The organism is Nocardia sp. NPDC003693 (assembly GCF_053981095.1).
On record NZ_JBSFNO010000017.1, the window covers coordinates 95,034 to 120,362 of the forward strand.

The following is a 25,329-nucleotide window of genomic DNA, read 5'->3' on the forward strand; positions in this document are numbered from 1 at the left end:
TCATGAGGTGCTGTCTATTCTCCGGTCGGCGAATCGGTTTCGGGTGCGATCGACGCGGTGCGGGCGGCAGCGAGGGCGCGCGGATCGGCGGCGGGCAGCACCGCGACCACGACATCCGCGCCCGAGGCGGTCAGCACGTCGATGAGGCCGCCGGCGGAGTACAGGCGGTCGGTGTCGCCCGGTTCGTCGACCACGACCAGCAGGATCGGGTCGGCCGCGGTGGGTTCGGGCCACCGCGCGTTGTACACGAAGCGCGGCACGTCGTCGGGTTCGGGCGCGGTGAAGCGGAAGCCGCGGCGCAGCGGGTAGCCGGGCTCGTCCAGCACGTACGCCGGGGAGCGGGTCGTGGTCTGGTAGCGGGTGGGCACGCCGCTGTCGGCGAGCGCGGCCGCCAGGCGCAGCGGCAGATACATGAACTCCTCGTGCCCGAGCACGATGACCGGGCGCGGGCTGCCGCCCCGCTCGGGGTCCACGCTCGCCCACGCGAGGGCGTCGAGTTCCCGCCAGAGGATGTCGGCGGTCGCGGTCAGCGCGGCGTCGAACGCGGGCGTGTCCGCATCGAGGATGCCGTGCCGTCCCCCTTCGGGAACATCGGCGGGCCACGGCAATTCGATGCGGGCGACGTGACCGGGCATCTCGGCGACCGGGTTCAGCTCCGGCGCGGGCAGCGCGGCCACCGACTCCACCAGACGCTCGGGCAGCAGGGTCTCCCCCGACGCGAGGCAGACGGTGTCGATTCGCGCGCCGAGGTCGGCGGCGGCCTTCTCGAAGGCGACCTTGTCGTCCGCGGTGCGCATGTCCACCAGAGAGGCCAGCACGTAGTGCGTGCGCGGGGTGAACTCGTGCAGCGAGCGGATCGCGTCCAGGGCGGTCGCGCCGGTGGAGATCTCGTCGTCCACCAGCACCATGGGCAGGCTGTTCAGGAAGATCTCGGCGGGCGCGGGCTGCAGCAGGTGCGAGGTGGCGTGCGAGTGCCCCTCCTCGAATCCGGTCAGCGTCCGCGCGGTGGGCACGTCGCGCCGGGTGGAGTGCAGGTAGCAGGCCGCGCCGATGCGGGCGGCGACGCCGTGGCCGAGGCCGGTCGCGGTCTCGGCGAAGCCCAGCACGACGGCGGCGGTCGGGGTCGAATCGAGCTGTGCGGCAGCCGGTTCGGCGGCCGCCCCGGTTCTCGCGTCGGGGGCCGCAACGGCGATCGCGGCATCGGGAGCCGGGCCGGTGCCGGTCCCGACGGCCGGGCCGGCGGCGGCTCCGGTCGCGGCGAGCACCTCGAGCACCAGGTCGCCCAGGCTGTTCGCGGCGGCGATCACGCGATGCGGATCGGTGGGCAGGTGCTTGCCGAGCACCGTGGAGATCAGCAGGTGGGCCCGGCGCGGATTGTTGTGTCTGAGACCGGGTTCGATGAGATCCGGGACCAGCCAGTCGACGGCGTCCAGGGTGGGGTCGGCGGGCGCGGCGCTCGCACCGTGCCGCACGCCGAGCCCGAGTTCGCGGGTGGCCCAGGGCAGTTCGCCGATGGTCTCGCTCGCTCCGGTCACGAGGCCACCAGCGCCTTGAGCAGATCCACGAAGGACACTCCCTTGTTGGTCACACCGAATACCCGTGCGCGCAGCAGGGTTTGGTGCGCCCAGCTGCGATGCGGGCGCATCTCGTTCATCTTGTTGCGGTACTCCGAGGCGGCCACGCCGCCGCCGTCCTCGCGCAGGATGTCCAGGGCGTCGGAGTACTCCTCGTGCGTCACCACCGACAGCGCGTGCACCACGGCCACGTGCGAGGGGTGGATGACGGTCTTGCCCTGGATGCCGTTGGCGCGATCGAGTGCGATCTCGCGCAGCAGTCCGTCCAGATCCCGGCTGACCAGGTACTGCCGGAAGGGCACCGCGTCGTGCTCGAGGAACGGCGAGGTGCGCAGCTGCGGGCGGAACATGCGCTCGTGATCGGCGAAGTACTCCCACACCGGCCCGGTGATGGTGAATCCGGTGCCGTCGGTGCGGCCCAGGTAGTTCACGATGTCGGCGATGACGTCGGCGACCACGCGCACGTCGTAGATGGTCAGGTCGCGGTCGCGCCGGATGCCGAACGTCGAGCACATGTCGGTGGCGCCGATGCGCACCGCGAGCACCTGATCGCGCCGGTCGGTCAGCAGATCCTGGATGCGGTGCAGTTCGCTGTCGCGGGTCTGGCGGTGCACCAGCGCGGGGGATTCCAGCACGGGCATGCCGAACAGGGTGTGGCCCAGCCGCTGCGAGGCCGCGGCGAGCGCGTCCAGGTAGCGGCCGCCGCTGCCGCTGTCGAACTTGGGGAAGACGAAACCGGTGAGCACCCGCGCCCCCGTGCCGAGCCGGTCCACGATCTCGCCGATCGACTCCGCGTCGCGCACCCGCACGAACAGCAGCGGATACATGTCGGTACCGGCGCCGAGCTCGTTGAGCGTCGCCGCGGCCTGGCCCTTGGCGAACTCGACCTCGTGATCGGCGACCGCGTCCTCGAGGTCGATGACCATCGAGCAGACCCCGCCCTCGGCGCGCCGCACGATGGTGGCGGTCAGATCGGCGCGGGTGGCGGGCACGTACAGGGTCGCGCCCAGCGCCATGGCCAGGGTGTCGCGGTCGGGGCGGTCACCGAAGGGCTCGGGCAGGCGATGGAACAGCAGGCGTAACTCGGGTCCGGGGACCTGCCGGAAGTGCCGCATCGGCTGCCGCTTGTGCAGTGAGACGGGGACGACTTCCGGATAGGTGGTGATAGTCGCGGTCATCGTGCCCCGTTCCTCCTTCTGGTCGGTCGGTCTATTTCTCGGTGTTTCTCATGCGATCCACCACCCCGGCGATGAACGCGGTGATGGCTTCCAACTCGGTTACGTATGCCCAGTAATCGGGATGCCGACCCACCAGACCGGAGGACACCCGTTCCAACCGGTCGGACTGGGCATCCAGCACCGACCCCCACTCGGCGACCAGACCCTGGTTCACCGCCAGCATCTGCGCGTCGCGCAGTTTGAACCGTACGGCCTTGGCCTGGTCCCGCGGGTTCGCGCGGACCTCCCGCAACAGCGCGAGCCGGTCGGTGACGGCGTCGGTCTGTTCCTCTGCGGAGGCGAGATGTCCGCGAGCGGATGTGGTCAGATCAAGTGTTTGCTCCGGGTCGTCCTGCTGCAACGCGGCCCGTGCCCGGGTCAGTTCCGCGGCTGCGGCTTCGATCTCTCGGTGGGCTTCCCGTTCATTGTTGGCCAAATCCGCCGAACTCGCAGCGTTGAACTCCCGGAGCAGGGCGGACAGGGCGGGCGGCAGGCGCTCCAGCCGGTGCCGCGCGGCCGCCAGCCGGGTGCCCGCCGACGCCAGCGCGGTGGTCGCCGAATGCTGTTTGCCCGGTGCGTCTTCCAGTGCCCTTGACAGCTCCCTGGTCCGCCCCTCGAGGTTGCTCGCGGCCTCGCGCACCACCCCCGCGCCGGCACCCGCCACCGCGGCCTCGAGTGTGACGAGACCCTCATCCACAGCCCGCGCGCATTGCCGCACGGAGGGGTATCCCGCGTACGCGGACGCGTCGGCCGCCTGGCGCGCGCCGACCGCCGCAGCACGCACCTGGGCAACCAGCTGCGGCACCGTCCCGTACACCGCCACCGCGTGCTCGAGATGGGCCTGCTCGCCCCGATAGAACTCGTCCACCCCGCGCGCGGCGTCGCCCAGGCGCCGGATCGAGGCGTCGATCTCCTGCTGCGGCACCGTCCCGCCCGCGCGTTCGGCCTGGTCCAGCCGCTCGGTCAGGGCCAGATAGACCCCCGCCGCGTCGTAGCAGCGCGCCCGGATCGGCTCCCAGCGCGCACTCATCCCGCGTTCGGGGAAAACCTGCGCCGACGCGGCCACGGCCGCCTCGGCGATGCTCTGCCTGCGGTCCATGTCCAGGAAGGCCGCCGTGAGCGTCTGCCTGGCCTGCTGCACCCATTCGTCGTTGCGGGCCGATCTCTGCCCTCCGAACCATCCCCGCCTACGGCCTGCCACGCCCCGATGGTAGGCAACTGTTCACATCGGCGGCGAGTATGACGATCAACGCGGGTGACATGTCGCGAGACAGGGTTGTGCCGGGGGATGTCCTCGCCTTGTTCCTGCACAACACCACCGGAAACCACTAGGGTCTAGCTAGCGGACCCGGCAATTCGGACATGCCGCGATACGACAACGCTAAAACGCTTTCCAACGGAAGGGATCCCGCATGGGTGTCAGTTTGTCCAAGGGCGGAAATGTCTCGCTGACCAAGCAGGCGCCGAACCTGACCGCCGTGTCGGTCGGCCTCGGCTGGGATCTGCGGACCACCACCGGGACCGACTTCGACCTGGATGCGAGCGCCATCGCGACCGGCGCCGACAAGAAGGTCGTGTCCGACAAGCACTTCGTCTTCTTCAACAACCTCTCCTCCCCCGAGGGCGCCATCGTGCACGCCGGCGACAACCGCACCGGTGAGGGCGAGGGCGACGACGAGGTCATCAACATCGACCTCGCCGCGACGCCGCCGACCATCGAGTCGATCTTCTTCCCCGTCTCCATCTACGAGGCGGACCAGCGCAGCCAGAGCTTCGGCCAGGTCCGCAACGCCTACATCCGCGTCGTCGACCGCGCCAACGGCACCGAGCTCGCCCGCTACGACCTGAGCGAGGACGCCTCGACCGAGACCGCCATGGTCTTCGGCGAGCTGTACCGCAACGGCGCCGAGTGGAAGTTCCGCGCCATCGGCCAGGGCTACGCCTCCGGCCTGGCCGGTATCGCCCGCGACTACGGCGTCACCGTCTGAGGCGAATGATCCGTCGCGCCAGGGGGGCTCGGGCGCATGAGCCTCCCGCGTGCGAGCATTCAGCGGTGTGCGGCCAAGCGCCCGCTCAGTAAAATCAGCTCCACCCGAACGCATCCGGCTCACGAAAGGCCCACTCCAGTGTTGCGTATTTTCGGCCTCTCCATCGTCATAACGGTGCTCTCCCTCGTGGTGGCATTCGTGTATGGCGGACCGACAGCACTGGCACTGTGCGCCATCCTGGGCATCCTCGAGGTGTCGCTGTCGTTCGACAACGCGGTCATCAACGCCACCGTCCTGCAACGGATGAGCGAGTTCTGGCAGAAGATCTTCCTTACCATCGGCGTCCTGATCGCCGTCTTCGGTATGCGCCTGGTCTTCCCGCTCGCCATCGTGTGGATCACCGCGGGCCTGAACCCCAAGGAAGCCCTCGACCTGGCACTCAACGTGCCCACCGACGGCAGCCCCACCTACGAATCCCTGCTCACCGCGGCGCATCCGCAGATCGCCTCCTTCGGCGGCGCGTTCCTGCTGATGCTGTTCCTGAACTTCATCCTCGAAGAGCGTGAGATCACCTGGCTCGGCTGGCTCGAGCGCCCGCTGGCCAAGCTCGGCAAGCTGGACATGCTCGCCGTCGTGCTGACCCTGGTCACCATCCTGCTCACCGCCGAATACATCGCCGACGACGCCCACCGCTCCACCGTGCTGTTCGCCGGTGTGCTCGGCCTGGTCGTCTACGTCGTCGTCGACGGCCTCGGCTCGATGTTCCACACCGAGGAACTGGCCGAGGAAGCCGAAGAAGCGGCCGCGAAGTCCGGCGGGCCTTCGGAACTGGCGAAGGCCACCGGTAAGGCCGGCTTCTTCCTGTTCCTCTACCTCGAGGTCCTGGACGCGTCCTTCTCCTTCGACGGCGTCATCGGCGCCTTCGCCATCACCTCGGACCCGATCATCATCGCCCTGGGCCTCGGCCTCATCGGCGCCATGTTCGTGCGTTCCATCACCGTGTACCTGGTCCGCAAGGGCACCCTCGCGGAGTACGTGTACCTCGAGCACGGCGCGCACTGGGCCATCGGCGCCCTGGCCGCCATCCTGTTCATCTCGATCGGCGTGCACGTCAACGAACTGATCACCGGTCTGATCGGCATCGCCTTCATCGGCGCGGCCTTCATCACCAGCGTGCTGCGCAATCGCCGCGAGGACGGCGACGAGGTGGACGCGGTGAACGACAAGGAAGTCACCCCGGTCGGCTGACCCCGCACCACCGCTCTCCCCGCGCCCGTCACGCGAATTCGCGTGGCGGGCGCGGTCGTTCACGCGCCACCGCGGCCGGGTGTCAGAGCATGCGCCGCGGCAACCGCATGTGCTTGGCTCGGCGCACCGAGATCCGCGACCACACCGCCTGCTGGAAAGCCAGGGTCGCCCAGCCCGCGAGCGCCATGCCCGCGATGTTCAGCAGCAACTGGGCCACACTGCCCCAGATCGTCGAACCGTCACCGAAGGCCACACCCAGGGCGATGTTGCCAGCCGCGGGCACCGTGGTGACCGAGATGAAAACCCCGGCCAATCCGAGGGATTTGGCCGAGGTGATGGCCAGCACCCCGGCCGCGCCCGCGATCACCCCGACGATGAACGACCACTTGTCCGGGGTGTAGATGAACGCGGTGCCCGGCCGCGGCCCGACCACGTCCTCGAGCGTCACCCACCCCAGGCCCCGCGCCATCAGCGCCAGCACGATGGTCAGGCCGATCGCGACGACGAAACCGGCGACCAGGGTACGAATCGCCAACTGCAGCAGCACGAAACGCCTGCGCACCAGCGCGACCCCCAGCGCCGCGATGGGACCGAACTCCGGGCCGAGCACCATCGCCCCGACCACCAGGATCTGGGAATCCACGATGATGGCGATGCTCGCGATCACCGTGGCCAGGGTCAGAAAACTCAGAAACGTCCAGTTCAACTCGGTCTCGTCGTAGGCACGCTGGGTCACCTGCGCCCACACCACGGCATCGGAGGAACTGCCCGGCGTGCGGATCTCGGCCTCGAAACCGCTGCGCGACAACCAGGTATCGACATTCTCGAGTTCGATACTGCCGACCTGATGCACCCCGAGCACCCGCAGGCGCTCGACCACGTCGTTGGCGGCCTCCCTGGCGATCTGCGCCATGACCAGATCACCCTGCGGCCGCAGGGCTGCCCCGCGCAGCAGCACGAGACCGCTCACCGCTTCATCGCACTCCAGCGCCGCGAGGACATCGTCGGTCAGCGCGGCGGGCGCCATCACTCGTAGGTGCAACATCAGCACAGTGTGCCGCGCACGGACCTCCGACGCCGTGCATCGGCGGGCCGCCGCACTCGATGTCAGAACGCGGCCGGGGTGAGCACCCGCGGCTCCGCCTCGGCGACCCGGCCCCGAACACCCAGCGGCCCACGCTCTTTCGCCCACACGAACATGAAGAAGAACACCACCAGCAGCGCCGCCCGGCCCCAGACGCCGAACTGCACCACGTTCTCCATCATGTCCGCCGACCGCCCCGAACCCAGCGCGTAGAAGTACCGGAACACCCCGACGCCGATCGCCGCGTCCGCGAGCAGGTACCCGGCGATCAGCGACCACGGCACCTCCAGCAGCACCAGGAACGGAATCAGCCACAGCGTGTACTGCGGCGAATGCACCTTGTGCAGCAACAGGAATCCGCACAGCATGGCGCCGCTGACACCGACCCACGGATACCAGCCGTTGAGCAGATACCGCTTCCACCCCAGCCATGCCGCCAGCGCGAACGCCGCCAGCACCAGCAGCGGCGAGGCCACCGACACCACGTCCTGGAAGGTGGACTCGGCATCGGCGGCGCTGCCGAACAGCGGCCGCAGCCCCCAGTACCAGATGGAATTGGTGGTGATGTCGGCCTGCCGCAACTGCTGGAAGGTGATCGAGGCCCGCCAGCCCTCGTACCCGCCCAGCGCGAACGGCAGATTGACCGCCACCACCGTCGCCACCGCCGCACCCGCCACCGCGAACGCGCCCCGCACGTCGAAAGGCCGTGGGGCGCGCGGATTCTCCCCCGCGGCCGGCTCGCCCACCAGCACGTACAGCAGCAGCGGCAGCACGAAGATCCCCGGATACAGCTTCAGGCAGAAGCCGATTCCCAGCAGCACCGCCGCGATCACGCCGCGGGTGCGCAGCGAATACCGGGTCAGGGTCGCGACCACGTACACCGCCCCCACCGCCGTGCACACCACCGGCAGCTCCCAGTTGTGGAAGGCGTACAGCACCAGCGGCGGCCCGGCCGCCCACAGCAGCGCCGCGCGCCCGGCCAGGCGCACCAGCAGATACGCGGTCAGCAGTGCGAACGGCGCCAGCAGCAGCGCCGAAGTGCGCAGGAACGCGGCATCGTCGTCGGCGCCCAGCGCGCCGAGCCACATGAACAGCCCGCTCAGCACCGGATACTCCACCGCGCCGCCGGTGAGTACGCCGTCCGGGGTGATTCCGCCGCTCAGATACGGGAACACGTGCAGATCGATGTCGCGGCCCAGCCACAGGAACTGGATGTCGGAGTAGCAGACATCCGAATCCTTGACGCTGTCGAAAATGGTGCTCCGGCCCGCGCCGTCGAAAGGCGCCGCCGCGCACCGGGCCTTGTTGAGGTAACCGAGCAGCAGGGTCAGCGCACAGGCGAACAGTGTCCACAGCACCGCGGGCGCGCCCACCGCACCGGCGCGACGCGCGGCGACCGGCTCACCGGCGACGGGTCGGTTCGACATGGCCACCACCCTAGGCCGCTCACGCCGGTCGCGACCGGGTGAAGTTCGGCGGGAACCCGATTTCGCAGCTCAGATCCCCCTCATGTAACCTTGCCGGGTTGCTGACGCAACGAACCCTCCTGCCACGGAACGTCCGTGGCCGTTTACAGTCCACAGGAGGTGATGAGGTCCGTGCGTCATTATGAAGTGATGGTTATTCTCGATCCGAGTCAGGACGAGCGCACCGTAGGCCCGAACCTGAACACCATGCTCGGCGTGGTTGGTACAGAGGGCGGCAAGGTCGACAACGTCGACATCTGGGGCAAGCGCCGTCTCGCCTACGAGATCAACAAGCAGGCCGAGGGCATTTACGCCGTCGTCAAGCTGACCGCCGAACCGGCCACCGTGAGCGAGCTCGATCGCCAGCTGGGCCTGAACGAGTCGGTGCTGCGCACCAAGGTGCTGCGGCTCGGCAAGAAGTAGGTCCTGTCCTCCCGCATGTGCGCTCGTAAACCGTCGGTGCCTGTCTCTAGGCTGACGGCAAAAAGCGAGTGCACTGCGGACTGCACCGGATAGCAGGAGGAATCATGGCAGCAGGCGACACGGTCATCACCGTCATCGGAAACTTGACGGCTGACCCCGAGCTTCGATTCACGCCCGCGGGTGCGGCCGTCGCGAACTTCACGGTCGCGTCGACTCCCCGTGTGTTCGACCGTAATACCAATGAATGGAAAGACGGCGAAGCGCTCTTCATGCGCTGCAACATCTGGCGCGAAGCTGCGGAGAATGTCGCCGAGAGCCTGACCCGCGGCTCTCGAGTGATCGTGAGCGGACGACTCAAGCAGCGCTCCTACGAAACCCGCGAGGGTGAGAAGCGCACGGTCGTCGAGCTCGAGGTCGAAGAGGTCGGCCCCTCCCTGAAGTACGCGACCGCGAAGATCGCCAAGACCACCCGCGGTGGTGGCGGCGGCGGATTCTCCGGCGGTGGCAATCAGGGCGGCGGTGGCGGCCAGAGCCAGGGCGGCTATTCCGGTGGAGGCAGTGGCGGAGGTCGTGGCGGCCAGAGTGCCGGCGACGACCCGTGGGGCAGTGCGCCCGCGGCCGGCTCCTTCGGGGGCGGGCAGCAGATGGACGATGAACCGCCGTTCTAGGACGGCCCGCGTAGGGAGTTGAGCTGCGTCAGCCGCTCCCCGAAAGTACTGGAGAAAGACCATGGGCAAAGCACCGGCACGCGAGAAGGTGCTGAAGAAGAAGGCTTGCGCATTCTGCAAGGAAGCTAAGTCCGGCGCCGTCAACATCGACTACAAGGACACCGCGCTGCTGCGCAAGTACGTGTCCGATCGCGGCAAGATCCGCGCTCGTCGTGTGACCGGCAACTGCGTGCAGCACCAGCGCGACGTTGCCGTGGCCGTCAAGAACTCCCGTGAGGTGGCGCTGCTGCCTTACGTGTCCACCGCTCGCTAGAAGGGAAACCACAGCAATGAAGTTGATTCTGACTGCTGATGTGGATCACCTCGGTGCGCCTGGCGACACCGTGGAGGTCAAGGACGGTTACGGCCGTAACTTCCTGCTGCCCCGTGGCCTGGCGATCGTCGCCACCCGCGGCGCCGAGAAGCAGGTCGCCGGCATCCGTCGTGCCCAGGACGCGCGCAAGGTGCGCGATCTGGATCACGCCAACGAGCTGAAGCAGGCCATCGAGGGCCTGACCGGTGTGGCGCTGTCGGTCAAGACCGCCGGCACCGGCAAGCTGTTCGGTTCGGTCACCGCCGCCGACGTCGCCGCCGCCATCAAGGCCGCGGGCGGCCCGGTGGTCGACAAGCGCAGCATCGAGCTGCCGAAGGCTCACATCAAGAGCACCGGCAAGCACGGCGTCAAGGTGCACCTGCACCCGGACGTGGCTGCCAAGTTCGACCTGCAGGTCAACGCCGCCGAATAAGTTCGGCGCTGTCGGAGGCCATCCCCCGGGGATGGCCTCCGATTCTGTTTGTCCGGGGCCCGCGGTCCCGGGCTGTGGAGTAATCGGGATACCGACCGGCCTTGTTGTGCGACATGTCACCCGCCGGGGAAACACTGTTCACCCAACACGCCCGAAGGTTGCCGTCCAGCGACACGCCGCACCGGTTTGATCCACAGTTGCGAACATCGAGAAATCGGACGCTACCTGGGGATTCACCCACCACACCGATTGTTGTCCCCAGTTCATCCACAGGGGGTGCACAACGGTTGGTGAACAACACCCACTTTATCCACAGCTGTATGCACAGATCCGTTTGGTGGAGCCGGTAGCTTCGCTTAGGTTCGCATCATTGTCGTGGATCACGCGTTCGGAACCTGTCGGTGCGCAGGCGTAGAACAGGGATGTCCGATCCGTGCCGCAGGAGAGAGGACGGTCGAGCCGGATGGCAGTCATCGATGATCGCGGCCACGACGATCAGGGACCGTCGGAGTATCGCGAGGCGCCCGGCGAGGACTTCGGCCGCCAGCCCCCGCACGACATGGCCGCCGAGCAATCGGTACTGGGCGGCATGCTGCTGTCCAAGGACGCCATCGCCGACGTCATCGAGGTCATTCGCCCCGGCGACTTCTACCGCCCCGCGCACCAGGCCGTCTACGACGCCATCCTGGACCTCTACGGCCGCGGCGAACCCGCCGACCCCGTCACTGTCTCCGCGACCCTCGACCGCCGCGGCGAGCTCAAACGCATCGGCGGCCCCCCGTACCTGGTGACCCTGACCCAAACGGTCCCCACCGCCGCCAACGCCGGCTACTACGCCGAGATCGTCGCCGAGAAGGCGATCCTGCGCCGCCTGGTCGAGGCCGGCACCCGGATCGTCCAGTACGGCTACGCCGGCGCCGACGGCCAGGACGTGGCCGAGGTGGTCGACCGCGCCCAAGCCGAGCTCTACGAGGTCACCGAACGCCGCTCGAGCGAGGACTTCCTCCCCCTGGAGGAGCTCCTGCAGCCCACGATGGACGAGATCGACTCGATCGCGAGCCGCGGCGGCATCTCCCTCGGCGTACCAACGGGTTTCACCGAGCTCGACGAGCTGACCAACGGCCTGCACGCGGGCCAGATGATCATCGTCGCGGCGCGGCCCGGCGTTGGTAAATCCACTTTGGGAATGGATTTCATGCGCAGCTGCTCCATCAAGCATGGAATGGCGAGCGTTATCTTCTCACTGGAAATGAGCCGCACGGAAATCGTCATGCGTCTGCTCTCGGCCGAGGCGAAGATCAAGCTCGGGGACATGCGGTCGGGGCGGATGAGTGACGACGACTGGACTCGACTGGCCCGGCGGATGAGTGAGATCAGTGAAGCTCCTTTGTTCGTGGATGATTCGCCCAACCTGACCATGATGGAAATTCGGGCCAAAGCCCGGCGGCTCAAGCAGCGGCATGACTTGCGGCTTATTGTCGTGGACTACCTGCAGCTTATGAGTTCGGGCAAAAAGGTCGAATCTCGTCAGCAGGAAGTTTCGGACTTTTCTCGTAGTCTCAAGCTGATGGCCAAGGAGCTCGAGGTTCCGGTTATCGCGATTTCGCAGCTCAACCGTGGTCCGGAACAACGAACAGACAAACGACCGATGGTGTCAGATCTTCGTGAATCGGGCAGCCTAGAACAGGATGCGGACATGGTCATCCTTTTGCATCGCCCCGATGCATTCGAGCGAGACGACCCTCGCGGCGGCGAAGCGGACCTTATTGTCGGCAAGCACCGTAATGGTCCGACGGCGACTATTACCGTCGCTCACCAGCTGCATCTGAGCCGGTTCGTCGATATGGCCCGCGGCTGATTCTCGGCGAGATATTCTTGCCGAATGAATTCGCACCGGCCGGAAAGTCGAAATTGCGAAATATCCGGCGCCATCGACGTTTCGGCGTCGGGGTGCTTTACCGGGTCCACGCGGCTGCTACGCGCCGACACCGGGGGCGAGATCTCGTTCGCCGCGTTGCTGGCGGACGACGACCCACCGCCCGTGTGGTCGATGGACGCCGACATGCGGATGGTCGCGAGCCCGCTGTTGCACGTCTTTCACAGCGGAAGCAGGGAGGTGTTCCGGCTGCGGCTGGCATCCGGACGTGAGGTCGACGCGACCGCGAACCACCCATTTCTCACGCTCGACGGCTGGGTCCCGTTGGCATCCCTCACGGTCGACTCCCGGATCGCCATCCCGCGCCGCATCCCCGCGCCCGTGCGGACGGGGAGCATGCCGGATGCCGAGATCATCATGCTGGCGCACCTGATCGGGGACGGATCGTTCGTCCGGCGGCAACCCATCCGGTACGCGAGTGTCGACGAGGAGAATCTCGCGGTCGTGACCGCCGCCGCGACACACTTCGGAATCACCGCCATCCGCGACGAATACGCGGCAGCGAAGGTGACGACGCTGCGGCTGCCCGCACCGTATCGACTTGCTCGCGGCAAGCGGAACCCCATCGCCCTGTGGCTCGACGGTCTGGGCCTGTTCGGCCTCCGCAGCTATGAGAAGTTCATTCCGGAACGGGTTTTCGGGTTACCGAACGACAAGCTCGGACTGTTCCTGCGGCACCTGTGGGCGACCGATGGATCGGTGCGCTGGGACTCGAAGGGCAATCAGGCGCGCATCTACTACACGTCGACGAGTCGCAGACTCATAGACGATGTCGGCCAGGCACTGCTGCGGCACGGCATTCACAGCCGGATCAGGCTGGTGCCCAAGGCCGGTTACCGCGACTGCTGGCATCTGATAATCAACGGCGGCGAGGATCAGACGACCTTCCTCGAGCAGATCGGCGTGCACGGGGCGCGCGGCGTTTCCGCGACGGCAGCCCTGGCACACCTCGAATCGATGCCACGGAACACCAACGTCGACACGGTCCCCACGGAAGTGTGGACGAAGGTCCGCGCGTCGCTGACGGCAAAAGGGATGTCGCACCGGGATTTCCAAGCCGCGATGGGCACCCGCTTCTGCGGGTCCACGATGTGGAAGCACGCCCCGAGCCGGGGACGGCTGGCCCGGGTGGCCGAGATACTGGACGACCCGGGCCTCGCGATGCTCGCGACCAGCGACATCTTCTGGGATCGGGTCGTCGAGATCACGAGCCAGGGCGAACAAGACGTGTACGGCGGCCTGGTGCCGAACACCTACAACTTTGTGGCGCAGGGGATCTCGGTGCACAACCCGTTTCGGTGGGTCCGCGGCGCGGGGCCGGAGCCCGTAGCGGTCTGAAACCCGGGGCGCGGGTGGCCCGGGAGGGCGAATCGCCCGGGATGGGGAACGTTCGGTGGATCGGGGACCGGCCTGGTTAGAGTCCGGAGCAGGTGTGTGGGCTCGTGCCGTTCGGTCGTTTCATCCGATTGGGGAGCGCTATGTCGGCGGGTGATCGGGCCGCGCCCGGCGGGGCGGGGCGGGCGGCGGTCGAGCGGGGTGAGCGGCTGACCCGGCGCGGGGTCGAGATGGTGCGGCGGGCCGCGCGGGCGGACGGGGCCTACGAGTCCGGGTTGACAGCGTTGATGCGGGCCACGGTCGCGAACTTCGCCACCGACGCGGCTATCGCGGTGGCGCTGGCCAATACGTTGTTCTTCGCGAGTCCGGCGACGCAGTCGCGGGTCAACGTCGCGCTGTATCTGTTGATGACGGTCGCGCCGTTCGCGGTCATCGCGCCGGTGATCGGGCCGCTGCTGGACCGGCTGCAGCACGGCAGGCGGATCGCGCTGGCGGCGACGTTCGCGTTGCGGGTGCTGATCGCGGTCGGGTTGATCTTCAGTCTGAACGGCTGGGCGCTGTATCCGCTGGCGCTGGGGTCGATGGTGCTGAGCAAGTCGTTCTCGGTGCTGAAGAGCGCGGTGACGCCGCGGGTGCTGCCACCGGGGATTGATCTGGTGCGCACCAACTCGCGGTTGACGGTGTTCGGTCTGGTGGGCGGGTCGATCGTGGCGGGCGGGATCGCGGCGGCGGCCGCGTTCGTCTTCCATTCCACGGGCGCGCTGGTGGTCGCGGCGCTGCTCGCGGCGACGGGCGCGTATCTGAGCCTGCGGATCCCACCGTGGGTGGAGGTCACCGAGGGCGAGGTGCCGGCGACCCTGGGGTACCAGGGGACCGCACCGGAGCAGGGGGATCCCGCCCGCCTGTCGCTGCGCGCCCGGCAACCCTTGGGCCGCACGGTGATCGCGGCCCTGTGGGCGAACTGCGCGATCCGTGTCCTGACCGGTTTCCTGACGTTCTATATCGCCTTCGTGGCCAAGTCGAGTGACGAGTCGGCGATGCGGCAGGCGCTCATGCTGGCGGCCGCCGGTGCGGCGGCGGGCGTCGGCAACTTCGGCGGCAACTTCACCGGCGCGCGGTTGCGGCTGGGCCGGCCGGCCGCGATCATCCTGTCCTGCACGGGCGCCTGCCTGGCGATCACCATCGTCGCGGCGATTCAGAACGGCCTGGTGGGTGCGGTGCTGGCGACCCTGGTCGCGTCGGCGTCCACCGCGCTGGCGAAGGTGTCGCTGGACGCCTCGATCCAGGACGATCTGCCCCCGGAGTCCATCGCGTCGGGTTTCGGCCGGACCGAGACCGTCCTGCAGTTGGCGTGGGTGCTCGGTGGCGCGCTGGGTGTGCTGCTGCCCACGGTCTACCGCACCGGTTTCACCGTCGTGGCGGTGATCATCGGGGTCGCGCTGCTGCAGTCGGTGCTCAGTTACCGCGGCCATTCCCTGCTTCCCCGCTTCGGCGGTTCCCGCCCGCAGCGTCCGAAAGCCCGGGTGCACTAGCGATTCGCCGCCCGGCGGACCGGTACCACGGGGTGAGGCGGGGTGGTACCGCGGTCCGATGTGTCTGTGCGAGAACGATTTCTAGTGTCGGGCCATGCGATTGCGGGCTGTTGGTATGTCGATCTGTGTGACGTCGATGCTGCTGGTGGGGTGTGCGGCCGGGGACGGCGAGGCACCGGCCGGGGCCGAGGTGGTCCGGGAGGATCTGGCGGGTTTGGTGCGGGACGGGGCGGTGGGCGCGATCGCCACGGTGACGGCGGGCGACACGACCACCGTGCTGACCGCGGGCGTCGCGGATCGAACTGTGGGAGCGCCGATTCCGGTCGATCCGGCGCAGCATGTGCGGATCGGGAGTATCACCAAGACGTTCACGGCGGCGCTGATCCTGGGGTTGGCCGCCGAGGGACGGGTGGATCTCGACAGGCCGGTCGAGGCTTACCTGCCGGGGTTGCTGTCCGGGGCGGGTGCGGCCGGTGGCGAGATCACGGTGCGTCAGTTGCTGGGTCATCGCAGCGGGTTGCTGGATCCGGCGATGTCGCCGGAGGTGGACGAGTACGAGGCGGCGCGCGCCGGCCGCACGATCACGCCCGGGCAGGCGGTCGCGTGGGTGGTCCGGGAGCCGACGGGGCTGGCTCCGGGCGCACGGTTCGAGTACGCCAATATCAACTATCTCGTGGCCGGGATGCTGGTCGAGGCGGTGACGGGCCGTCGCTTCACCGAGGAGTTGCGTGATCGGATCCTGGTCCCCCTCGGTTTGTCCGGCACGTATCTGCCCGATACGGGTGAGACCGGTCTGCGGGCGCCGCATCCGACGGGGTACACGACCCTCGATGGCACGGTGACCGATACGACGCGGATCGAGCCGTCGCTGCCGTGGGCGTCGGGGGCGATGGTCAGCACCGGCGCGGATCTGAATCGGTTCTTCGCCGCGCTGCTGGCCGGCCGGGTGGTGCCGGAGTCGCGGCTGCGGGAGATGCTCGACGGGGTGGATATGGGTGGCGACAGCGGTTTTCGCTACGGGCTGGGCGTGTCCACCCTGCGCCTGCCCTGCGGAACGGACTTCGTGGGCAATGTCGGTGGCGTGCGGGGGTTCACCACGTTCTCGGGCACGACGGCGGCCGGCCGGTCGGTGACGGTCGCGTTCACCGGTACGGCGGCGTCGAACGATATTCCGGGTGTGCTGACGCGCGCGCTGTGCGGGTGAGGCCGGCGCCGTTCAGCGGCCGCGGAGCATGCGGCCGGCGGCGTCGACGGCGGGTCCCGAGCTGCCGGCGTCGTCGATGAAGACGGCGAAGGCGAGGTCGCCGGCGATGCCGACGAACCAGCCGTGGGCGTGGGTGTCGTCGATGAACTCGGCGGTGCCGGTCTTGCCGAGGAGGCCGGGGATGTCGGCGAGCTGGGTGGCGGTGCCACCGGTGACGGTTTCGCGCATCATGGTGCGGATCTGGTCGGCGATGCCGGCGGGCAGGGGTTCGGCGGGGCGGTCGGGGGTGCCGGGTTTGCCCTGCACCAGTACGGGTTCGGGGGGTGTGCCGTGGGCGAGGGCGGCGGCCATGAGGGCCATGCCGAAGGGGGTGGCGGTGACCTTGCCCTGGCCGATGCCTTCCTCGACGCGCAGCGCGGGGGTGTCGGCGGTGGGGACCTTGCCGGTGACGGTGGTCAGGGCGGGGGTGAGGTAGTCCAGGCCGAGGCCGAGCTGGGCGGCGGCGTGGGTGAGGGCGTCCGGTGGGAGGTTGACCGCGAGTCGTCCCATGGTGGTGTTGCAGGAGCGCGCGAAGGCGGTGTGCAGCGGGACGCTGCCGAGGTCGAAGTTGTTGTCGTTGGGGATCTGCCGTCCCTCGATGTTCTCGGTGCCGGGGCAGGGCAGGACGGTGTCGGGGGTGACGGCTCCGGCCTGCAGGGCGGCGGAGACGGTGACGGTCTTGAAGGTGGAGCCGGGCGGGTAGAGGCCGGTGAGCGCGATGGGGCCCTGGGCGTCGGCGGCGGCGTTCTGTGCGATGGCGAGCAGGTTCCCGGTGGAGGGTTGCATGGCGACGATGACCGCGGGCCGGTCGATGGGGGTCAGCGCGTTTTCGGCGGCGCGCTGCAGCGCCGGGTCGAGGGTGGTGCGAATGTCGGTGGCGGGCTTGGCGTCCGGTCCGCCGACGCGCTGGGTGCCGTCGGCGCCGCGGGCGCGCACGGCCCAGCCGGCGGCGGCGTCCACGTCGTTCTGCCACTGTTCGGCCAGGCCGGACCAGATCGGGGAGGACAGGGCGCGGTCGGTGACCAGGAGCCGATTCTGCGGTGCGAGTGTGACGTTCGGCAGGGCGGCGAGGGCGTCGCGGATGGGTGCGATGTCGGATTCGCGCAGCAGGACCGCGGTGATCGGTTTGCCCTGTGCCCCCGCGAGTTCGGCGTCCAGGGACGCGGCGGTGATGGTGGGGGCGGCGGTGCGCAGCAGGGCGGCGACGGCGGCGGTGTCCGCGCCGGGGGCGAGGTTGACCAGGGTGACGGTCTGCTGGGTCAAGAAATCGCCGCCGGCGCTGTCGAGTACGCGGGGTGCGGGGCTGGGGTCGACGCGGCTGTAGGACAGTGGCCCGATGTCGAGGCCGGGTGCGAGGGTGGCCGGGTTCCAGCGCACGCGCCAGCCGTCGTCGGTGTCGTCGAGGTCGCCGGTGGTGCGGTAGGTCCACTGGTTCTCGCCGCCGTCGCCGAGTTTCCAGGTGGCGTCGAGGGTGAAGGCGCCGTCGTCGGTGATGTCGCCGAGGGTGAAGTCGACGTCCTTGCCGAGGGCGTCGTAGAGCTGGCCGAGGGTGGCGGTGGCCTGTTTCTCGTCGGTGGTGGCGCGGGCGGCGGCCCCGAGGTCGTCGGCGTCGAGTGCGTCGGTGAAGGTGGCGGCCGCGTCGCGCATGCGGTCGGCGGTGGAGTCGCCGCAGGAGCACAGCGTCAGGGCGAGCCCCGACGCAACGAACATTCCGAGCAGTCTCGTACCTGTGCGCATCGTCCCGACGGTACCCGCGTCCGGCCCGTGCGGGCCGGAGCCACATGCGGTGCGAGCATCGGAGTCAGGCGGGCCGGGAGTACCGGTGAGACCGGATCGGCCGCGAAACACGCGGGGTGGATCGGACCGGGAGATTAGGGTCGCGGGGGTGAGATTCGAGGTGCGGGTCGATGTGCCGGGCGCGGTGGAGATTGTCCGGGCGGCAGTCGGATTCGGCTGGCGGTGGGGCGCCCCGGATATTCGACGTTTCGCCGCGGTCGCGGGCTGGAGTGGACCCGAGACGGTGGGCACGATGCGCCAGGGCCCGCTGTTCGCGCGGACCGGGCTCGGTGTGTGGGCGGATTCGGCCATGTTCTGGGGCAGTGTGCGCGGGCTGGCGTACGTGCGGGTGACGGTGTCGGATTGCCCGGGGCCGGGCGGGGATTCGCTGGCGGCGGCGCTGGCGCGGGTGCGGGCCCGGTTCGTGGAACTGTGGGGCGAGCCGGCCGAGCAGAGCGCCGGTGCGGACGAGGGCGTGGCCTGGGTGTTCCCGAATGTGGTTGTCGGCCTGACCACCTCGGCGGACTGCGTGGATCTGCTGCTGGTGAATCCGGTGGAGCAGCGGTATTGGATGGACCGGCGGCACGAGGGCGCGCGCCGCCGCGCGGCGCTGGGTGGCTGGGGCAGGCTGACCGCGGATCTGGCGGCGCTGGTGGACACGCTCCCGGCGGACGCGCACGTGGTCTTGAGCGCGGCGGGCGGACGGTACGTGCAGCTCACCAACGCCGACGGCGAGCTATCCGCGGAGTTGAGCCGCAGCGAGTTCATCGATCCGACGTGGCGGTACGGCGCGGAGGTGGAGCAGACGCTGCGGGCCCGGGGCTGGTCGGCGGGTGCGGAATCGAACTGGTCCTGCCGGATGTCGCGGCTGGCGGGCCGAACGGCGGTGAGCGGGTTCGTGATTCGGGCGGTGGAGGCGCTGCGCGCGCTGGGGGTGGCGGCCGTCACCGATCTGGTCGCGGACGGCTGGGTCGAGGGCGAGGCGGATATCGACATCTCCGGGCTCGGGATCGCCCCGCATCCCACGGCCCGTACGCAGCGCGCGGAGTTCCTGCGCGAGCACGCGGTGGCGAGTTTCGACGCGGGCCCGCTGCGCGTGGATGTGCCCGGCGGTCTCGAAATCGCGAAGGCCGCACGGGACTTCGAGTGGACCTGGACCCGCGCCGATGTGCCGGCTTTCGCGGAGCGGGCGGGCTGGGCGCTGCGGCCGGACGAGGCGCGGCCCCGGCTGGTGCCGGCGCACACGACGCTGCGGGTGGAGCAGGAGCGCGCGCTGTTCAGTTTCGACGGCGATCGCCTGGAGTCGGTGTGCGTAACCCTCAGCGACAGTATCGAATCCGCGCTGTACGACGAGGGTCTGCCCGCCGAGGTGAGCGAGCAGCTGGCGGCGGCGTTCACCCGCGCGGCGGACGGCTTCCGGGGCGATCTCGGGACGCCGGTGCACGGCACGCTGTGGCGGACCCCGGGCCCGGTGTGGATGTCGGAGCGGCTGTCGGTGGGCGTGGTGGCCGGCACCGACACGGTGGATCTGTACCTGGTCAATCCGGCCGAGCGGGATCGCCGCCTGGTGCTGGAGCAGCAGCAGACCGCCCGCCGCGCCACCGAGCGCGAGTGGCGGCAGTTCTTCGACGACCTGACCGCCATCGTGGCCGAGTTGCCGCCCGGCGGTGCGGCCGCGGTCGACGCGGGCGATCGCGGATCCGTGCATTTCAGTCGCGGCCCGGAATCGCTGCGGGTGTACCTCGATGCCGAGGCGGGCGCGGGCCTGCATCCGCGCGTCACCGAGCTCATGCGCGCGAACGGCTGGCAGCGACCGGAAGTGGCGACGGCGGTGTGGCGGCACAGTCTGCACGATCCGGTGCTGTTCCGCGATTTCCGGCACTTCGTGGAGTTCGCGCTGTGGCCGTTGCGGACCCGGCTGGCCGCGCACACGCTGCTGCTGGTCAGCGCGGACGGCGCGGATCGTCCGGTGCGGACCCCCTCGATCGGGGCGACCGAGCGCTGAGCGCCGCGTTAGAGTCGAGTGATGATCGAGGCCGAGGACGTCGGCATCACCCGCGCGGCCTATGACGAAGTGGCCGAGCTGTATACGGGGATGTTCCGGGATCACCTGCTCACCAGCGTGTACGACCGTGCCGTGCTCGAGGTGTTCACCGAAGCGGTGCGCGAGAGCGAGCACGCGGGGGCCCCGGTGGCCGAAGTCGGTTGCGGCCCGGGCCGAATCACGAATCATCTGCACCGCGCGGGCCTGGACGTCTTCGGTCTCGACCTGTCCCCGGAGATGATTCGCCTGGCTCGGATCGAGTATCCCGGGCTGCGTTTCGAGGTCGGTTCGATGGAGCGGCTGGAGCTGCCGGACGCGGCGCTGGGCGCGATCGTGGCCTGGTACTCCATCATTCATCTGCCGCCGGCGCGGGTGCCCGCGGTGCTCACCGAGCTGGCGCGGGTGCTGCGTCCGGGCGGGCACGCGCTGTTCGCGTTCCAGGCGGCCGACGGGGTGACGGGTGTGCAGCCCTACGAGCATCGGGTGACCACGTCGTATCGCTGGGCGCCGGACACCCTGGCGGTGGCGCTCCAGGACGCCGGGTTCGCGGTGACCGCGCGGATCCAGCGGGTGGCGCGCCCGGACGAGCGCACGCCGCAGGGGTATCTGCTCGCGGTCAAGGGCGCGCCGGCGCCGGTGGGCTGAGCCGCCCCGCGTTCCTGCCTATCGGGACATATCCCCCGCATTCGTGCCCGCGTGCGCTTACCGTCGGGCAGGAGCGAGAGCAGGGAGTTGTGGTGACGGACTGGGACGAAGAGGTCGATGTGCTGGTCGCCGGGTCGGGCGGCGGCCTGGCCGGGGCCTATACCGCGGCGCGCGAGGGCCTGTCGGTGCTGCTGGTGGAGGCCACCGAGAAGTTCGGCGGCACCACCTCCTATTCCAACGGCGGCGGCATGTGGTTCCCGGGTAATCCGGTGCTGCGCCGGGCGGGGGTGGACGAACCCGTCGAGGACGCGCTCGAGTACTTCCGCGCGGTGGTGGGCGATCGCACGCCGGCCGCGTTGCAGGAGGCGTTCGTGCGCGGCGGCGCGCGCGTCATCGAGTACCTGGAGCAGGACGAGAACCTGTCGTTCCAGATGTTCCCGTGGCCGGACTACTACGGCAAAGCCCCCAAGGCCCGCCTCGACGGCAAGCGCCACATCGTCCCGACCCCGCTGCCGGCGGCCGAGCTGGGTGAGCTGAGCGCGTCGGTGCGCGGCCCGCTGGGCACCGACCGGTACGGCGAACCGCCGCCGGACCTGCTCATCGGCGGGCGCGCGCTGGTGGGCCGGTTCCTGCTGGCGCTGTCGGCGTATCCGGCGGCGGCGGTGCGCCTGAACACCGCGCTGGTGGAGCTGGTGCTCGAGGACGGCGCGGTCACCGGGGCGATCATCGAGCGCGACGGGGTGCGCAGCGCGGTGCGCGCGCGCCGGGGCGTGCTGCTGGCCGCGGGCGGTTTCGAGGGCAGCGACGCGCTGCGCGAACGCTTCGGCGTGCCCGGCCTGGCCCGAGACACCATGGGGCCGTGGGGAAATCTGGGCCGGGCGCACGAGGCGGGCATCGCCGCGGGCGCGGATGTCGACCTCATGGATCAGGCGTGGTGGTCGCCGGGGCTGATCCATCCGGACGGGCGCGCGGCGTTCGCGCTGTGGTTCACCGGCGGCATCTTCGTGAATCGGCACGGGGAGCGGTTCGTCAACGAGTCCGCGCCCTACGACCGGCTGGGCCGGGAGATCATCGAGCATCTGGACGGCGGCGACGTGACCCTGCCGTACTGGATGATCTACGACGACGCGCACGGCCCGGTGCCGCCGGTCAAGGCGAGCAACGTGCCGATGGTGGCGACGGAAGAGTATGTGGCGGCCGGACTCTGGCACACCGCGGACACGCTGGAGGAGCTGGCGGAGCGGATCGGCGTGCCGGGTTCGGCGCTGGTGGCCACGGTGGAGCGGTTCAACGCCATCGCGGACAAGGGCGTCGACCCGGATTTCGGGCGCGGGGACGAGGCCTACGATCGCGCGTTCTCCAAGGGCGCTCCCCCGCTGACCCCGATCGTGCGCGGTCCCTTCCACGCGGCCGCGTTCGGCATCTCCGATCTGGGCACCAAGGGCGGACTGCGCACCGACACCGCCGCGCGGGTGCTGACCCCTTCGGGCGCACCGATTCCAGGGCTGTACGCGGCGGGCAACACGATGGCCGCGGTCAGCGGCACCACCTATCCCGGCGGCGGCAATCCCATCGGGGCCTCGGTGCTGTTCAGTCATCTCGCGGCGCTGGACATGGCCGCGCGGTAGCGAGCTCACCGGCGCGCGCGGCCCGGCGCTCTACAGTCGAGCCATGAGCACCGGCGACCCGAAGTCCCCGTCCGCGCCGAGCCGGGCGCGCTACGACGTCGTGGTGGTGGGCGGCGGCCACAACGGCCTGGTCGCCGCCGCGTATCTGGCTCGGGCGGGGCGATCGGTGGCGGTGCTCGAGCGCCAGGATCACGTCGGCGGCGCGGCGGTGTCCGCGCGGGTGTTCCCGGGTGTGGACGCCCGCCTGTCGCGCTATTCGTATCTGGTGAGCCTGCTGCCGGACACGATCGTGCGGGACCTGGGGTTGCGCTTCGAGACGCGGCGCCGGCGCATCTCGTCCTATACCCCGGTCGGCGCGGGCGGGCTGCTGGTGGACAACGGCTCCGAGTCCGATACCCGCGAGAGTTTTCGCCGGGTCACCGGGTCGGACCGGGATTTCCGGGCCTGGCGCGAGTTCTACGGCCGCACCGGGGAATTGGCGCGCCGGGTGTTCCCGACGCTCACCGAGCCGCTGCCGACCCGGGACGAATTGCGCGGCGTGGTCGGCGATTCCGCGCTGTGGGAGGCGATCTTCGCACGGCCGCTGGGTGAGTGGGTGGAGCGCGAGTTCGCCGACGACACCGTGCGCGGGGTGGTGCTGACCGATGCGCTGATCGGGACCTTCACCCACGCGCACGATCCGTCGCTGCTGCAGAACCGCTGCTTTCTCTATCACGTGATCGGCGGCGGCACCGGCGACTGGGATGTGCCGATCGGCGGCATGGGCGCGCTGACCGACGCGCTCGCGGCGGCCGCCCGCGCCGCCGGGGCCGAGCTGATCACCGGGTGCACCGTGACCGGTATCGAGACCGGCGGCGGCACAGCGGATGTGGCGTTCGAGCGCGCGGACGGCCGGGCGGGCGCGGTGGGCGCGGGGCGGGTGCTGGTGAACGCCGCGCCGTTCGAGCTGGCCCGGCTGCTGGGCGAGCGGGCCGAACGGCCGGAGGGCGCCCAGCTCAAGATCAATATGCTGCTGCGCCGGTTGCCCCGGCTACGGGACACCGCGGTCGATCCGGCCGCGGCGTTCGCCGGGACGTTCCATATCGCCGAGTCGTATTCCCAGCTCGACCACGCCTACCGCGAGGCCGCCGCCGGGCGGCTGCCCGGCGCCCCGCCCTCGGAGATCTACTGCCACACCCTGACCGATCCCGGCATCCTGTCCCCCGACCTCGCCGCCCAGGGTGCGCACACCCTCACCCTGTTCGGATTACACGTTCCCGCACGCCTTTTCGCCGCAGATCCGGCGGGCGCGAAGGCTGCTCTGCTGGAATCAACGCTCGCGCAACTGGACTCGGTGCTGGCCGAGCCCATTCGCGACTGCCTGGCCTCGGACGCGGACGGCAACCCGTGCCTCGAGGCCAGGTCCCCGCTCGATCTCGAGCACGACATCGCCCTGCCCGGCGGGCACATATTCCACGGTGATCTCGATTTCCCCTACCGCACAGGCGATTCCGACACCACCGCCGCGCGCTGGGGCGTGGCCACCGCGCATCCGGAGATCCTGCTGTGTGGCGCGGGCGCGGTGCGGGGCGGCGGGGTGAGCGGGATCGGCGGCCACAACGCCGCCATGGCGGTCCTGGAGGGCCGCGACCGCTAGGAGGTGCGGCGGCCGTCGCCCGCCTGGTGGCCCATGATGTCGGTGCAGCACCGGATGAAGTACCGCACGATGGGATCCGCCTCGGAGGCGTCGGGCCAGACCAGGGCGACCCGGGTCTGGGCGATGCCGTGCACCGGCCGGAAGACCACGCCCGGAAAGGGATTGGCGCGCGCGGTGGAGGCGGGGGTGAAGCTCACGCCGTAGTCGTCGGCGATCGCGCGCAGCCATTCCTCGGTGTTGCGGGCGATGGCGCCGATGATGGCGGTGTCCGCGGGCCGCGCGTCCAGGCCCATCCAGTAGTCGCGCCACCACCCGGTTTCGGCGGGCGAGGCCACGTACGGCTCGTCCCAGAGTTCGCGGAAGGCGATGTCCTCGCGTTCGGCCAGGGGATGGCTGTGCGGCAGCGCGATCCAGCGTGGCTCGGTGAACAGCTCGCGTACGTGGTACCCGTCCTGCCCCGGGAACGGTAGTCGCAGCAGGGCCACGTCCACGTCGCCCTCGTCGAGGCCGGCGGTGGGATCGGTCCAGCCGCCCTGGTGGATGTCGATCTGCCAGTCCGGGTGCAGGCGGTGGAAGACCTGGATGATCTCGGGGATGTGGCTGTCGGCGGCGCTGTTGACGCAGCCCAGGCGCAGTACCCGGGCCGCGCGGCTGGCGTCGCTCTTGGTGTCGCGCAGGATGCGATCCCAGACCGCGAGCAGGCTCGGAACCTGTGCGGCCAGCACTTTTCCGGCGGCGGTCAGGGTCCATCCGGCACGGGATCGGATGAAGAGTTCGACGCCCATCTGCTGTTCGAGCTGTTTGATCTGGGTGGCCAGGGCCGGTTGGGCGACGTGCAGACGCTGCGCGGCGCGCGGCAGGCTCTCGGTCTCCGCGACCGCCAGGAAGTAACGCAGCAGTCGCGTGTCGATATCCATGCCACTCAGGTTATGGAGACGGCAACCGTTAGGCATACCCCGGCCGCGACCGCGGGGACGGCGCCGGATGCTATTGGCGGTTCTGACCCGCCGGTCGGTACTGGCACATCGCCCATTAGAGACGACCCGGGTGTGCGCGCACGGCGGAATGGCGACAGTGGGATACGCGCCACGATGGATCCGC

20 protein-coding genes and 1 pseudogene are annotated in these 25,329 nt (G+C 69.6%); 14 read left to right on the forward strand and 7 right to left on the reverse strand.

The genetic code is table 11. The annotated features are described in order from the left end of the window. Positions 1–14: 14 nt before the first annotated feature. From ACWDOP_RS20205 to ACWDOP_RS20215, 3 genes are all read right to left on the reverse strand, one after another. Positions 15–1,535: a phosphoribosyltransferase family protein gene (locus ACWDOP_RS20205; protein ID WP_456346313.1), complete on the reverse strand. Its 1,521-nt coding sequence runs from the start codon at positions 1,533–1,535 to the stop codon at positions 15–17. After that, positions 1,532–2,689, reverse strand: coding sequence for an HpcH/HpaI aldolase/citrate lyase family protein (locus ACWDOP_RS20210; RefSeq protein ID WP_456346356.1), 1,158 nt, complete (start codon positions 2,687–2,689; stop codon positions 1,532–1,534). The genes ACWDOP_RS20205 and ACWDOP_RS20210 overlap by 4 nt, the downstream gene beginning before the upstream one ends. A gap of 94 nt (positions 2,690–2,783) precedes the next feature. Next, positions 2,784–3,992, reverse strand: a complete 1,209-nt coding sequence (locus tag ACWDOP_RS20215) for a hypothetical protein (RefSeq protein ID WP_456346314.1) — start codon at positions 3,990–3,992, stop codon at positions 2,784–2,786. A 211-nt stretch (positions 3,993–4,203) separates the two neighbouring features. Between ACWDOP_RS20215 and ACWDOP_RS20220 the strand changes: the two genes are divergently transcribed. Both ACWDOP_RS20220 and ACWDOP_RS20225 read left to right on the forward strand, forming a co-directional pair. Beyond that, positions 4,204–4,779: a TerD family protein gene (locus ACWDOP_RS20220; RefSeq protein ID WP_354984943.1), complete on the forward strand. Its 576-nt coding sequence runs from the start codon at positions 4,204–4,206 to the stop codon at positions 4,777–4,779. A gap of 138 nt (positions 4,780–4,917) precedes the next feature. Then, a complete protein-coding gene (locus ACWDOP_RS20225; protein ID WP_456346315.1) occupies positions 4,918–6,027 on the forward strand; it encodes a DUF475 domain-containing protein in 1,110 nt (369 codons plus the stop codon). An 82-nt stretch (positions 6,028–6,109) separates the two neighbouring features. Here the strand turns inward: ACWDOP_RS20225 and ACWDOP_RS20230 are convergent, their stop codons facing one another. Both ACWDOP_RS20230 and ACWDOP_RS20235 read right to left on the reverse strand, forming a co-directional pair. Beyond that, the gene (locus ACWDOP_RS20230) at positions 6,110–7,072 is read right to left on the reverse strand and encodes a DUF389 domain-containing protein (protein ID WP_456346316.1); all 963 of its coding nucleotides are present in this window, start codon (positions 7,070–7,072) and stop codon (positions 6,110–6,112) included. Positions 7,073–7,134: 62 nt separating this feature from the next. Then, positions 7,135–8,538: a hypothetical protein gene (locus ACWDOP_RS20235; protein WP_456346317.1), complete on the reverse strand. Its 1,404-nt coding sequence runs from the start codon at positions 8,536–8,538 to the stop codon at positions 7,135–7,137. A 171-nt stretch (positions 8,539–8,709) separates the two neighbouring features. Between ACWDOP_RS20235 and rpsF the strand changes: the two genes are divergently transcribed. The 8 genes and pseudogenes from rpsF to ACWDOP_RS20275 all read left to right on the forward strand — a co-directional run bounded on the left by rpsF (position 8,710) and on the right by ACWDOP_RS20275 (position 16,460). Next, positions 8,710–9,000, forward strand: coding sequence for a 30S ribosomal protein S6 (rpsF, locus tag ACWDOP_RS20240; protein WP_454200927.1), 291 nt, complete (start codon positions 8,710–8,712; stop codon positions 8,998–9,000). A 104-nt stretch (positions 9,001–9,104) separates the two neighbouring features. Further along, on the forward strand, positions 9,105–9,668 hold the full coding sequence (locus ACWDOP_RS20245; RefSeq protein ID WP_456346318.1) for a single-stranded DNA-binding protein: 564 nt from the start codon (positions 9,105–9,107) through the stop codon (positions 9,666–9,668). 61 nt (positions 9,669–9,729) lie between these two features. Continuing rightward, a complete protein-coding gene (rpsR, locus tag ACWDOP_RS20250) occupies positions 9,730–9,981 on the forward strand; it encodes a 30S ribosomal protein S18 (RefSeq protein WP_454200925.1) in 252 nt (83 codons plus the stop codon). 16 nt (positions 9,982–9,997) lie between these two features. Next, on the forward strand, positions 9,998–10,453 hold the full coding sequence (gene rplI, locus ACWDOP_RS20255) for a 50S ribosomal protein L9 (RefSeq protein ID WP_454200924.1): 456 nt from the start codon (positions 9,998–10,000) through the stop codon (positions 10,451–10,453). Between the two features lie 463 nt (positions 10,454–10,916). Further along, a complete protein-coding gene (gene dnaB, locus ACWDOP_RS20260; RefSeq protein ID WP_354984950.1) occupies positions 10,917–12,311 on the forward strand; it encodes a replicative DNA helicase in 1,395 nt (464 codons plus the stop codon). An 87-nt stretch (positions 12,312–12,398) separates the two neighbouring features. After that, positions 12,399–13,679 (forward strand): annotated as a pseudogene (locus ACWDOP_RS20265) (LAGLIDADG family homing endonuclease); the annotation flags it as partial. A gap of 188 nt (positions 13,680–13,867) precedes the next feature. Further along, positions 13,868–15,256, forward strand: coding sequence for an MFS transporter (locus tag ACWDOP_RS20270; protein ID WP_456346319.1), 1,389 nt, complete (start codon positions 13,868–13,870; stop codon positions 15,254–15,256). A 94-nt stretch (positions 15,257–15,350) separates the two neighbouring features. Further along, on the forward strand, positions 15,351–16,460 hold the full coding sequence (locus ACWDOP_RS20275; RefSeq protein WP_456346320.1) for a serine hydrolase domain-containing protein: 1,110 nt from the start codon (positions 15,351–15,353) through the stop codon (positions 16,458–16,460). Between the two features lie 12 nt (positions 16,461–16,472). On the opposite strand, the gene ACWDOP_RS20280 is transcribed toward ACWDOP_RS20275, so the two are convergent. Next, positions 16,473–18,209 (reverse strand): penicillin-binding transpeptidase domain-containing protein, encoded by a 1,737-nt coding sequence (locus ACWDOP_RS20280; RefSeq protein WP_456346321.1) that lies wholly within the window; start codon positions 18,207–18,209, stop codon positions 16,473–16,475. 175 nt (positions 18,210–18,384) lie between these two features. Between ACWDOP_RS20280 and ACWDOP_RS20285 the strand changes: the two genes are divergently transcribed. The 4 genes from ACWDOP_RS20285 to ACWDOP_RS20300 all read left to right on the forward strand — a co-directional run bounded on the left by ACWDOP_RS20285 (position 18,385) and on the right by ACWDOP_RS20300 (position 24,228). After that, entirely contained in the window at positions 18,385–20,280 is a 1,896-nt protein-coding gene (locus tag ACWDOP_RS20285) for a DUF6301 family protein (RefSeq protein ID WP_456346322.1), read from the forward strand. 21 nt (positions 20,281–20,301) lie between these two features. Then, a complete protein-coding gene (locus ACWDOP_RS20290; RefSeq protein WP_456346323.1) occupies positions 20,302–20,964 on the forward strand; it encodes a class I SAM-dependent methyltransferase in 663 nt (220 codons plus the stop codon). 92 nt (positions 20,965–21,056) lie between these two features. After that, positions 21,057–22,592, forward strand: a complete 1,536-nt coding sequence (locus ACWDOP_RS20295) for an FAD-binding protein (protein WP_456346324.1) — start codon at positions 21,057–21,059, stop codon at positions 22,590–22,592. Between the two features lie 43 nt (positions 22,593–22,635). After that, complete coding sequence (locus tag ACWDOP_RS20300) at positions 22,636–24,228, forward strand: phytoene desaturase family protein (protein WP_456346325.1); 1,593 nt, start codon at positions 22,636–22,638, stop codon at positions 24,226–24,228. On the opposite strand, the gene ACWDOP_RS20305 is transcribed toward ACWDOP_RS20300, so the two are convergent. Beyond that, positions 24,225–25,145, reverse strand: a complete 921-nt coding sequence (locus ACWDOP_RS20305) for a LysR family transcriptional regulator (protein ID WP_454200916.1) — start codon at positions 25,143–25,145, stop codon at positions 24,225–24,227. The genes ACWDOP_RS20300 and ACWDOP_RS20305 overlap by 4 nt on opposite strands. Between the last annotated feature and the right edge of the window lie 184 nt (positions 25,146–25,329).